The organism is Pedobacter hiemivivus (assembly GCF_005144565.1).
GTDB lineage: Bacteria > Bacteroidota > Bacteroidia > Sphingobacteriales > Sphingobacteriaceae > Pedobacter > Pedobacter hiemivivus.
On record NZ_SWDX01000004.1, the window covers coordinates 574965 to 587326 of the forward strand.

Below are 12362 nucleotides of genomic sequence, written 5' to 3' on the forward strand. Positions count from 1 at the left end.
ATAAAAATAATTTAAAAACCGTCGTTAGGCGTTAAAATTGGCATGGCAAAATCAAGATTTACCTGCGTAATAAAGTCTAAAACTTTATCTCTTCCCAAACCCTTTTCTGCAGAAGTTACAAAATATGGCGGGATTTCTTCAAACCACCCGCTTAACTCTTTTTTAAATGAAGCAACGTTTTTATCTGTTTTTACGGTCGACTGCTTATCTGCCTTTGTAAAGATCAGTGCAAAGGGGATTTGGATTTCGCCCATCCAGCAGCAAAACTCAAGATCAATCTTTTGAGGCTCCAATCTGCTGTCTATCAAAACGAATACACATTGCAAGCTTTCTCTTTTAGTGATGTAGTTACGGATAAACTTTTCCCAATTTTCTCTACTGTTTTTAGATACTTTGGCGTATCCATATCCAGGTAAATCGACGATATACCATTGCTCATTGATCAGAAAATGGTTGATAAGCTGGGTTTTACCAGGTCTTTGTGATGTTTTTGCCAATCCGTGTTGGTTCACTAACATGTTAATCAATGATGATTTACCTACGTTAGATCGACCGATAAATGCATATTCGGGCATATTGGCTACAGGTAGCGCCGATACCTTTGTATTACTACAAATAAATGTTGCTGATTTTATAATCATTTGACAAAGGTAGAAAATTAGTTTTCAACAATACTTATCTTTGCTGCTTACCATGAACGAAAACATTACACCATACCAATCTCAAGAGGCTACAAAAAAAGAACAGGTAGCTACAATGTTTAATAATATATCAGGAACTTATGATTTTTTAAATCATTTTCTTTCACTAGGGATTGATATTTTATGGAGAAAAAAGGCGATTAAGGAGCTTAAATCCATAAAACCAAGGGTGATGCTGGATGTAGCTACGGGGACAGGTGATTTTGCCTTTGAAGCCATCAGCATCCTGAAGCCCGAAAAAATAATAGGCGTTGATATATCTGAAGGAATGTTGGATGTAGCCAGAAAAAAAATTACAGAGCGTAACCTTCAGCATATTTTTTCAGTTCAAATGGGCGATTCAGAAGGATTACACTTTCCGGATAATCATTTCGATGCCATAACTGTAGCTTTTGGAGTAAGAAATTATCAAAATCTGGAAAAAGGATTGGCGGATATGTTTAGAGTGTTAAAACCTGAAGGAAAGATCGTGATTTTGGAGTTTTCTAAACCAAGAAGCTTCCCAATAAAACAAGCCTATAATTTTTATTCACAACAGGTACTTCCTTTTTTTGGCAAGGTTTTCTCTAAAGATAGTCGGGCTTATACTTATTTGCCAGAATCTGTTGCTGCATTTCCAGATGGAGCAGATTTTATCAAACTAATGGATAAGGTAGGTTTTAAAAAGAGTAAAGATATTCGTTTGACTTTTGGAATAAGTGCAATATATACAGGTGTTAAATAAAACTAGATCATTTCTGCTGCTTTTATGCTGCCTGGCTGTAAATATAGCCAATGCTCAGAATTGGGGTGGTGGGGTAGATGATGATAACCTGCATTTTGGTTTCACCTTTCAATACATGAGTTCGGAGTTTAAGATCTTAAAAAAGGACACCTGGCAACAACAGTTCATTAATCCTGATGACGGAATGCCGGTGGGGAGAACGCTAAGGTCTATTTCGTCTGTATCCTCTCCCGGTTTCGGAATTGGATTTGTAGTGAACAAGCGCATCAGCGAAAACGCAGATCTAAGACTTACGCCAATATTGGTCTTTAACGATCGATTGGCCTATTATGATTTTATAGAAGAGGAAGCGCCAATAGAGAGAAAGGTGCAATCTACGATGATCGAGTTCCCACTGGGTTTTAAATTAAAATCAGACAGAAGGAATAATTTCAGGGCTTATGTAATCGGAGGAGCAAAGTATTCGATGGATATCGGCTCTAAAAAGAAAACCAATGATGCACCTAATCCCCCAATGGAAAAGTTTTTGAAGAATAAAACGAACTTTTTGTCCTATGAAGCCGGCTTTGGGTTTGATCTCTATTTTGAATATTTCAAGATGTCGCCCGAGATAAAGCTATCTTATTCGTTGAATAGTGTTTTGAAAAATGACCCAAGTCTGTATTCGGCACCTATAGATAAGTTGATGTTGCGTCATGTTACTTTCAGTTTATTTTTTGAGTAGCCCAGAACATCAAAAACAAGCCTTTGCTAATAAAAAAAATTATAGCTTTGCCCTAGGGTGAAACAAACTTATTGACATGAAAACGGCATTAATTACAGGAGCAACATCGGGTATAGGAGCAGCATGTGCGCATTCATTAGCAGCTCAAGGGTATAACTTAATATTGGTAGCCAGAAGAGAAGAGCTATTGACAGAGATCGGAAAGCACCTGGAAGATAAGTATGCGGTAGAAGTAAAAAGGATTGTCGCAGATATTAGGGATTACGAAAACCTGTCCTATCATTTAGAAACCTTGCCTGCACAATGGAAAAAAGTAAACGTGCTGATTAACAATGCGGGCCTTAGTCAGGGTTTAGATCCTATCCATAAAGGTAGCATCACCGATTGGGACACCATGATCGACACCAATATAAAGGGACTGCTGTATTCCACTAAGATCGTATCCAACTGGATGGTCAATGAAAAAAGTGGGCACATCATCAACATAGGCTCCATAGCCGGAAAGGAAGTTTATCCCAATGGCAACGTGTATTGTGCCACAAAACATGCAGTTGATGCTTTAAGTAAAAGTATGCGGATAGATTTGCTAACTCATGGGATAAAAGTGACTGCAATACACCCTGGGATGGTAGAAACCGAGTTTTCTAAAGTACGCTTTAAGGGAGACGAAGGCCGGGCGAAAAAAGTGTATGATGGTTTAGAGCCATTGATCGCCGATGACATTGCCGAAGCCATTTGGTTTGTTGTGAGCAGGCCGGCCCATGTAAATATCAATGACATGTTGATTATGCCAACAGCGCAGGCAACAGGTACAATAATAGATAGGAAATAAACGAAAATACCATGATATCAAATACAATAGATCAGGAAATAAAACAAGCCATGTTGGCTAAAGACCAAGCTAGGTTAAGAGGTTTAAGAGCTATAAAAGCAGCTTTGTTATTGGCTAAAACTGAAAAAGGAACTGCCGAAGAAATTACAGAAGAGGCTGAAATTAAACTTTTACAAAAGCTGGTTAAACAAAGAAAGGAATCTGCTGATATTTACAAGCAACAGGGCCGTGAAGATCTAAGTGTGGTTGAAGAAGAAGAAATTGCAGTGATCAGTGCTTTTATGCCAAAACAATTAGTTGAGGCAGAAGTTGAACAGATCATTATAAAGCTAATTAAAGATTCGGGAGCTGTTTCCGTTAAAGATATGGGCAAAGTAATGGGATTGGCGAATAAAGAGCTGGCAGGCAAGGCTGATGGTAAACTCATCGCAGAACTCATAAAAAAGCAATTGGCATAAATTGTGCTGCAAATTAAATGGATTGCGTTTTTTTTCAATAAATTAATATATTAAATTACATTAAATTAATTTTACTCTACTAACTTAGTAGCAATAATACATTACACAAAATATATATGAAATACGAAGTAATAGACGAAGGTGGGTTTAATTATATAGAAGCCGGAAAAGGTGAAACCCTGGTATTACTTCATGGTTTAATGGGTGAGTTGAGTAATTGGGAGCCCGTAATAGATCATTTCAAAGAAAACTATCATATCCTGGTGCCGATTTTACCAATTTATGAACTTCCTATTTTAACGCTTGGTGTAAGAAGCTTATCTAAATACGTTAATAAATTTTTGAAACATAAAAAGACCAATCAGGTTGTTTTAATAGGCAATTCATTGGGTGGTCATGTTGGACTTATATTTACCCTGGCACATCAGGAAAGTGTAAAAGCACTTGTGCTTACTGGTAGTTCAGGTTTATACGAAAACGCTTTTGGAGGTTCTTTTCCAAAGAGAGAGAGCTACGATTATATTCGCGAGAAAGTAGCATTTACATTTTATGATCCGGCTACAGCGACTAAAGAATTGGTTGATGAGGTTTATAAGACCGTAAATGATCGATCTAGAGTAATTCGTATCCTTGCTTTGGCAAAGTCAGCGATTAGACACAATATGTCTAAAGACCTTTCGAGAATCACTATCCCTGTTTCTTTGATCTGGGGACAACAAGATAAAGTAACACCACCGGAGGTAGCAGAAGAGTTTCATGAACTTTTGCCAAATTCGGAACTGAACTGGGTTGATAAATGCGGACACGCTCCAATGATGGAACGCCCCGAAGTTTTTAACGAATACCTGAGCAAATTTTTAAACAGAATTTTACTTAAATAATGCTGGCATCTGAACTCATATCCTATTCAATCCCCCCTCTAAAAACATCTGACACTGTTCAGAAGTCTTTGGAGCGGATGACTGAGTTCAAACTTTCACATATGCCAATCGTAAATGAAATCCAATTTCTGGGTTTACTTTCCGAAGATGAATTGATTGAGGTTAAGGATGTAGATTCCCCTATTGGTAGTCTGTCCTTATCCCTTTTAAATCCATTTGTGTATGAAGATGCACACATTTATGACATCATCAGGTTGCTCACCCAACTCAATCTTTCAGCAGTCCCAGTGCTGGATTATAAGAAAAATTACCTTGGTTTGATCGCGGTAAATAGCATTTTAGGTTATGTCGCCGATATTTTTGCAGTAAAGGATGCCGGAGGTATTATTGTATTGGAAATCAGCAATAGAAACAACTCTTTAGCCCATATGGCCCAAATTGTAGAGGCTGACAATGCACAAATTCTATCTTCCTATGTGCAGTCGTTTCCCGACTCTACCAAACTGGAGATAACATTGAAAATTAATAAAACGGAATTGTCCGGTATTATTGCTTCTTTCGAACGGTATAACTACCAGGTAAAAGCAGTATTTAATAGCACCAAGGCGGATGATGGAACGGAAGACAGGTTTAATTCATTTATGAATTATCTGAACGTGTAATTACCGTTCAAAAATAAAGAAACGAAAATCGACGCTAAATGAGGATTGCAATTTACGGTAGGGAATTCAATAATAGTGTGTTACCTTATGTTCAGGAAGTTTTTAATGTTCTTGATCAGTATAAAACACCTATTCTTGTTTACAAGAAATACCTTGATTTTATAAAGGATAAAATTAAACTACCAACGCATATAACGGCTTTTACGCAACATAGCGAACTTGTTGGGCATACAGATGTCTTGGTGAGCTTGGGGGGAGATGGGACCTTGCTGGATACACTATCTTTAGTTCGGGATTCTGGAATTCCAGTGATAGGAATCAACTTTGGTAGGTTAGGTTTTCTGGCCAGTATCAATAAAGATGAAATCAAGAAAGCCATTGAAGCTTTAAAGAATAAAGAGTATTCCTTAGATAAACGAACGCTACTCAGTTTAGCCTCTACCTATAACCTTTTTGGAGAAGAGAACTTTGCGCTGAACGACATCACTATTCACCGAAGAGACAATTCAGCGATGATGATTATTCATGCTTATATGAATAATGAATTTGTCAACTCCTATTGGGCTGATGGACTAATTATTGCCACTCCAACAGGCTCTACAGCCTATTCCTTAAGTTGTGGCGGACCGATCATTTATCCCAGTTCACAGAACTTTGTCATTACACCAATAGCACCGCATAACTTAAATGTAAGGCCGGTAATTGTGCCTGATGATGTTTCTTTAACCTTTGAGGTTGAAGCCAGAAGTGCTAAATTCCTGGTGTCATGCGATTCGAGAACGGAGACTGTAGACAGATCGGTAAAGCTTACCCTCAATAAAGCGAAATTTCATGTAAATTTGATCAGGTTGAACAATGAAAGCTACCTGACAACGTTAAGGAATAAGCTCCTATGGGGCATCGATACCCGTAATTACTAGTATGCAATATACCCGGCCGCTTGTCTGTTTTTTTACCTTTTTTTTCGGAATATTAAGTAGCCATGCCCAAACTTTTGAACTAGGAATAGGAGGGGGCGGAGCCGGTTATATGGGAGATTTGAATCAAAATCAGCCTTTAAAAATTTCTGGCATCTCTGCCGGAGGGTATGTCAAAGTTAACCTTGATCCATATTGGGCTGTAGGTCTTCATTATAATTACGGTAAAATTAGAGGTAATGATGCCGATTCAGAAAATAAACAGTTTAGAGATCGGAACCTAAATTTCCAAACGGCATTAAACGAATTTAGTCTGCAACTTGATTTTAATTTCCTGAATTACTTTGCTGGCGGTGGGACCAAAAGATTTACACCATATATCTTTACAGGTATAGGAGGTGTATTTTATAATCCAAAAGCAATATACAACGATAAGGAATACAAGTTAAGATATTATCAAACTGAAGGACAAGGTGAAGCTTACAAAACTTATGCCATGAGCATACCTTATGGCGTTGGGATTAAAGTGCACTTAAAAGAGCGTTGGGGGCTGTTTTCGCAGATCGGGTATAGGACCGCTTATACCGATTATTTGGATGATGTAAGTGGTAGATATCCCAATCCAAATGTTTGGGAAAATGATGCCTATTTCGCTGATCGTAAGTTTCTTTCGGATCCTTCTATCACTCAATATGGTGATCCAGGCGTACAAAGAGGCGATTTTAGAAAAAGAGATACATATATGTTTGTAGGTATTGGCATATCTTATACCTTTGTGTCCCAAAAATGTTATACATTTTAAGCATATTTGCGGATAATAAATGGGATTTAAAGAACAAATAGATATCAATCGCTTGCCAGAACACATCGCCGTCATCATGGACGGTAATGGTAGATGGGCTAAAAATCAAGGTAAATTCAGGGCTTTTGGTCATGAAAGTGGTGTACTGTCCGTAAAAGATATCGTGGAAGGTTGCGTTGATATAGGTATCAAATACCTAACAGTTTATGCTTTTTCGACTGAAAATTGGAACAGACCTATAGAAGAGGTGAATGCCTTAATGGAATTGCTGATCTCCACCATCAATCAGGAGACTGAAACCCTTACCAAAAATAACATCAGACTAAATGCCATAGGAGATATCAGTTCGCTTCCTCAAAAGTGTATTGATGATTTGAAAAGTGCTATGGATAAGACTGCAAACAATACTCATTGTACTTTAACGCTGGCTTTGAGCTATAGCGCTAAATGGGAGATTATCGAAGCCGCAAAGAAATTGGCCAAGCTGGTAAAAGATGAGAAATTAAATCTTGAAGACATTAACGAAGAGCAGTTTTCAGCTCAGTTGACTACCATAAATATGCCCGATCCGGAATTGATGATCAGAACCAGTGGTGAACACAGGGTTAGTAATTTTCTGCTGTGGCAAATGGCCTACACAGAGTTGTATTTTACAGATAAGCTGTGGCCCGACTTTAGACAGGAAGACCTTTTTGAAGCTATTGTAGACTACCAAAAGCGCGAACGCCGCTTCGGTAAAATTAGTGAACAACTTAACTAATTTTACTTTTAACACTTTTTAACATGTGTTTAAATTAACTTAGCATCGATTTTTAGATTGTAAATGAAAAGAATATACCAACTTATATTATTGTTGTTGATTGGTTTACCAACAATGGCACAGATTACCCGTCCTCAGTCCAATCCTGCAGCACCTTCTTTAAAAGTTAAGGGATTAGAACTGGATTATTTCAATCCTAAAGAGTATATCATTGGCGGTACTACTTTAACTGGTACAAAATACCTGGATAAAGATGTAATCATTACGCTTTCAAAACTGATTAAAGGAGAGAAAGTTGTGCTTCCAGGTGAGGCAACAGCAAATGCAATCAAAAATCTTTGGGCCCAAGGCTTATTTGATGATGTGCAGTTGGACATTGTTAAGATCGTTGAAGATACCGTGTATTTCGATATTGAAGTTGTTGAGCGTCCGCGTTTAGGTTCTTTCGAATTTACAGGAATCAGCAAATCGCAAAAAACAGATATTCTTGAAAAGCTTGGTGAGAAAGCAGGTAAGGCAATTATCAATGATAACTTGTACAGCAGTACCACCGCTACCATCAAGAAGTTTTTATTGGGAAAAGGATATTTCTTTACCAATGTGGAGTATTCAACTAAGCCAGACCCTAGTCAGGAGAATAGCGTTGTGTTACTCGTAAAGGTGGATAAAGGCAGAAAAGTTAAAGTTCATAAGATCAACTTTACTGGAAATAAGGACTTTTCATCGGCTAAACTGCGTAAGTATCTAAAGAAAACCAAGCAACAGGCATTTTACAAAGTGTTCGGTTCAGGAAAGTTCAATAAAGAGAAATATGATGAAGATAAGGTAAAGTTGATTGCTAAAATGCATGACAAGGGTTACCGCGATGCTGTAATTATTAGAGACAGCGTTTATCAGTATAGCCCTAAAGCTGTAAGCATCGACATCGATCTATTTGAAGGACCTAAATATTATTTCGGTAACATCACTTGGGTAGGTAATGCAAAATACACGACCGACTATTTACAAAGAGCATTGGGTATAGAAAAAGGTGAGGTATTTAGTGAAGAGAAATTAGAGAAGAAATTAAGAGGAAGTGCTAACGGTGATGATGTATCGAGCATTTATCTGAATGATGGTTATTTAACCTTTAATGTAGAGCCAGTTCAAACAAAGATCTATGGTGATACTGTTGAAATGGAAATGAGGATTTATGAAGGACCTCAGTATACCAATAACAGAATTACGGTTGTTGGAAATACCATTACGAATGACCGTGTAGTTTTACGTGATATCCGTACTAAACCGGGAGAGAAATTCTCAAAAGATCTATTGATCCGTAGTGTTCGTGAGATCGGTCAATTGGGGAACTTTGATGAGTCGAAAACAAACCCAATCCCTAAGCCAAATCCTGCTGATGGAACGGTTGATATTGAGTACCATGTAGAAGAGAAACCTTCTGACCAGATTGAACTTTCAGGTGGTTTTGGTGGTGGTAACATCATCGGTACTTTAGGTTTAACATTTAATAACTTCTCCTTAAGGAACCTGTTTAATTTAAGCGCTTATAAACCACTACCAAAAGGAGACGGACAGAAATTAAGTTTACGTGGACAAACAAATGGTAAGTTTTATCAGTCTTACAGTTTCTCATTTTCTGAGCCATGGTTAGGTGGTAAAAAACCAATCAGCTTTGGTGTGAGTGCTTTTACTTCATTGCAGTCTAACGGTGGACAAAGCTACTATGGTACGATTGATCCTTCGAGCAGCCAGTATTCAAAAATTCGTTTAAATGGTGTTACTGTGAGTTTAGGAAGAAGATTAAACTTCCCAGATAACTACTTCCAGTTAACCCACGCCATCAACGCACAACAATACATTTTGAATAACTATGGTGGATTCTTATTCAGCACAGGAACTTCATATAACTTTAACTTAACACAGGAGCTTAGCAGGGATTCAAGAGATTCCCCTATTTTCCCTCAAAGTGGTTCGTACTTTAAATTTACAGTTCAGGCAACACCTCCTTATTCATTGTTGAATAATGTGAACTATGCTACTGCATCAGATAAGCAACGTTATAAATTCACAGAGTACCACAAGTGGAAATTCGAATCGCAATGGTTCCAAAGGTTAGCCGGTAAGTTTGTAATTAAAGCACAAGCTCAGTTTGGTTTCCTTGGTTCATATAACAGTGCTGTTGGTGAGTCTGCTTTCGAAAGGTTTAAATTGGGTGGAGACGGTATGCAAGGTTTCGACTTCTTACAAGGATCAGAATTGATTGCTATGCGTGGATATGCCAATAACTCGGTAATACCAGTAGGATCCGATCCTCGTATTGCGCAGCAATCAGGTAGCCCAATCTTCTCTAAATATGTAATGGAGTTAAGATACCCTGTAATTGCAAGTCAGCAGGCTACAGCGTTTTTAGTAGCTTTTGCCGAAGGCGGTAACACCTGGAATAAGTTTTCTGAATTTAATCCGTTTAACGTTAGACGCTCGGCAGGTTTTGGTGCAAAAATATTTTTACCGATATTTGGATTGTTAGGGATCGATTGGGGTTATGGATTTGATAATATTCCAGGATCACCTGATGCTAATAAAGGACAGTTCCACTTTAGTATAGCCCAACAACTTGGAGGATTTAACTAAAAAATAATAAAGGAAATTAAGATAGGTTTGTTGGGCGAAGCTTAGCAAACCTATCTTAATTTCAAGCCCTTAAAGCTGAATATGCAGATTTAAGACAATTGAAACAATAAATACCACTGAAAAATAAACATATACGCATGAAAAAGTATTTTTTAATTTGCATCTTGCTGTTCGTAAGCTTTGGTGCATTTGCACAGAAGTTTGCATATGTTGATACAGAATATATTCTGAAACACTTGCCGGATTATAAGTCGTCATTAAATCAGTTGAATGTTTTGTCGCAACAGTGGCAAAAACAAGTAGACAATAATTTTGTTGAGATTGATAAAATGTACAAAGCTTATCAAGCAGATCAGGTATTACTGACAGAGGATATGCGCAAAAGAAGAGAGAACGATATTATTGAAAAGGAAAAACAAGCCAAAGAATTTCAACGTAAAATATTTGCCCCGGAAGGAGAGTTATTTCAAGCCCGGACTAAATTGTTGAGCCCGATTCAAAATAGCGTAACTAAGGCCGTAGCGGAGATTGCAAAAGCCAAGTTGTTAGATTTTATTTTTGATAAAAGTAGTGAAGCAACAATGATGATTTATGCCAGTAGCGCTTATGATGTCAGCAATGATGTAATTAGAAAGTTGGGATATAAGCCAGAGACAACAGTAAAATAGAGAGATTAAACATAAATTAGAAACAATTATTAAGACAAATAGAATGAGAAAGTTAATCAATGCATTTTTTTTAGCAGCAGGATTATTGTTTACTGCTAACATTGCAAATGCACAACAAAAACTTGCACACTTAAACTCTGCAACCATTATCGAAGCAATGCCAGAGGTTAAAACTGCCCGCACAACATTAGAAAACCTTCAGAAAGGTAAGCAGACTGAAATCGAAAAGATGATCGCTGAATACCAAGGTAAGCTTAAAGCTGCTCAAGACTTAGAAAAAACAATGAGCGAAGCCAACAAAGAAGCTGTAGGTAAAGATTTACAAGCGAAGAGTGTTGAATTGCAAGATCTTGAGAAACGCATTACTGATGCTAGAACTAAAGCTCAACAAGAATTAGAAGCTAAAAATGCTGAATTGTTTAATCCTATTCAAGTTAAAGCTGATAATGCAATTAAAGCAGTAGCTAAAGAAAAAGGTTTTGCTTATGTATTTGATACTGCAAACCAAGCTTTAATTTACTGGGATGGTGGTGAAGACATCACAGCTTTAGTAAGAACTAAATTGGGCCTGGGTGCAGCTACAGCAACTGCACCTAAAAAATAGGTTAACATAAACAAAATATTTAAATTGCGGGACTGAGTCATAAACTCAGTCCCGTTTTTTTATAATGAAAAATAAACAAGCTATAGGTATTTTTGATTCAGGTTATGGCGGACTCACCGTCTTTAAGTCTATTGTCCAAAAACTACCTCAATACAACTATATCTACCTTGGTGATAATGCCCGGGCTCCTTATGGAGACCATTCTTTTGAAACTATTTATCAATATACGCTAGAGTGTGTGGAATGGTTATTTGCACAGGGTTGTCCACTGGTTATCCTGGCCTGTAATACCGCTTCGGCAAAAGCCTTGCGCTCCATCCAACAAAATGTACTTCCATTTAAATATCCTAACCATCGGGTACTCGGGGTGATCAGACCCACGGCAGAGATTGTAGGTGATTTTACAGAGAGCAAAAGGATAGGTGTAATGGGTACCCGGGGAACAATTAATTCCGAATCGTATCTGATGGAAATTAATAAGTTTTTTCCGGAGATAAAAGTGGCCCAGCAGAGTTGCCCAATGTGGGTGCCATTGATAGAAAATGACGAACATCTACATGAGGGTGCAGATTACTTTGTGAATAAATATGTAGATCAGCTATTGGCTAAGGATGATGAAATTGATTGTATCGTTTTAGCTTGTACCCATTATCCATTGCTAATTCCGAAGATCGTAGCAGCACTTCCTGCGCACATTAGTGTATTGGGGCAGGACGATATTGTGGCGAACAGCCTGGCGCTTTACCTTGAAAAACATACTGAAATTGAAGCTAAGATTTCAAAAGAAGGTTATAGTCAGTTTTTCACTTCTGGAGATCCACAAGCTTTTGATGCCAGTGCATCTATATTTTTCGGGAAGGAAATTGTTTCCAGTCACGCTTCATATGTCAAATGAGCTGATGAAGATTGAGGGCTACGTTTTAGGCAAATCAAGCCGTTTTTGATAAAATTACACGTCATTGACCTGAATCCATAAAGAAAAATCTAGCTGATTTTAA

14 protein-coding genes are annotated in these 12362 nt (G+C 37.6%); 13 read left to right on the plus strand and 1 reads right to left on the minus strand.

Annotated features, from left to right (window positions below; all coding sequences use genetic code 11):
* Positions 1-11 precede the first annotated feature (11 nt).
* Complete coding sequence (yihA, locus tag FBD94_RS12745) at positions 12-641, minus strand: ribosome biogenesis GTP-binding protein YihA/YsxC (RefSeq protein WP_131612627.1); 630 nt, start codon at positions 639-641, stop codon at positions 12-14.
* 52 nt (positions 642-693) lie between these two features.
* Between yihA and ubiE the strand changes: the two genes are divergently transcribed.
* From ubiE to murI, 13 genes are all read left to right on the plus strand, one after another.
* Entirely contained in the window at positions 694-1425 is a 732-nt protein-coding gene (gene ubiE, locus FBD94_RS12750) for a bifunctional demethylmenaquinone methyltransferase/2-methoxy-6-polyprenyl-1,4-benzoquinol methylase UbiE (RefSeq protein ID WP_136880434.1), read from the plus strand.
* A complete protein-coding gene (gene porT / locus FBD94_RS12755; protein WP_131612623.1) occupies positions 1415-2149 on the plus strand; it encodes a type IX secretion/gliding motility protein PorT/SprT in 735 nt (244 codons plus the stop codon). The genes ubiE and porT overlap by 11 nt, the downstream gene beginning before the upstream one ends.
* Positions 2150-2225: 76 nt before the next feature.
* Positions 2226-2981, plus strand: coding sequence for an SDR family NAD(P)-dependent oxidoreductase (locus FBD94_RS12760; protein WP_131612621.1), 756 nt, complete (start codon positions 2226-2228; stop codon positions 2979-2981).
* Positions 2982-2992: 11 nt separating this feature from the next.
* Positions 2993-3439, plus strand: coding sequence for a GatB/YqeY domain-containing protein (locus tag FBD94_RS12765; RefSeq protein WP_136880435.1), 447 nt, complete (start codon positions 2993-2995; stop codon positions 3437-3439).
* A gap of 116 nt (positions 3440-3555) precedes the next feature.
* Positions 3556-4320, plus strand: a complete 765-nt coding sequence (locus tag FBD94_RS12770; protein WP_136880436.1) for an alpha/beta fold hydrolase — start codon at positions 3556-3558, stop codon at positions 4318-4320.
* Positions 4320-4982, plus strand: coding sequence for a CBS domain-containing protein (locus FBD94_RS12775; protein ID WP_131612615.1), 663 nt, complete (start codon positions 4320-4322; stop codon positions 4980-4982). Before FBD94_RS12770 ends, FBD94_RS12775 begins: the two co-directional genes overlap by 1 nt.
* A gap of 38 nt (positions 4983-5020) precedes the next feature.
* Positions 5021-5902: an NAD kinase gene (locus FBD94_RS12780; protein ID WP_131612613.1), complete on the plus strand. Its 882-nt coding sequence runs from the start codon at positions 5021-5023 to the stop codon at positions 5900-5902.
* 1 nt (position 5903) lies between these two features.
* The gene (gene porG / locus FBD94_RS12785) at positions 5904-6701 is read left to right on the plus strand and encodes a type IX secretion system protein PorG (protein WP_136880437.1); all 798 of its coding nucleotides are present in this window, start codon (positions 5904-5906) and stop codon (positions 6699-6701) included.
* A gap of 19 nt (positions 6702-6720) precedes the next feature.
* Positions 6721-7461, plus strand: coding sequence for an isoprenyl transferase (locus tag FBD94_RS12790; RefSeq protein ID WP_136880438.1), 741 nt, complete (start codon positions 6721-6723; stop codon positions 7459-7461).
* A 63-nt stretch (positions 7462-7524) separates the two neighbouring features.
* Positions 7525-10092, plus strand: a complete 2568-nt coding sequence (locus FBD94_RS12795; protein WP_235884452.1) for a BamA/OMP85 family outer membrane protein — start codon at positions 7525-7527, stop codon at positions 10090-10092.
* Between the two features lie 137 nt (positions 10093-10229).
* Entirely contained in the window at positions 10230-10760 is a 531-nt protein-coding gene (locus FBD94_RS12800) for an OmpH family outer membrane protein (RefSeq protein ID WP_131612607.1), read from the plus strand.
* A gap of 43 nt (positions 10761-10803) precedes the next feature.
* Entirely contained in the window at positions 10804-11364 is a 561-nt protein-coding gene (locus FBD94_RS12805) for an OmpH family outer membrane protein (RefSeq protein WP_131612605.1), read from the plus strand.
* 64 nt (positions 11365-11428) lie between these two features.
* The gene (gene murI / locus FBD94_RS12810; protein WP_136880439.1) at positions 11429-12259 is read left to right on the plus strand and encodes a glutamate racemase; all 831 of its coding nucleotides are present in this window, start codon (positions 11429-11431) and stop codon (positions 12257-12259) included.
* Positions 12260-12362: the final 103 nt, after the last annotated feature.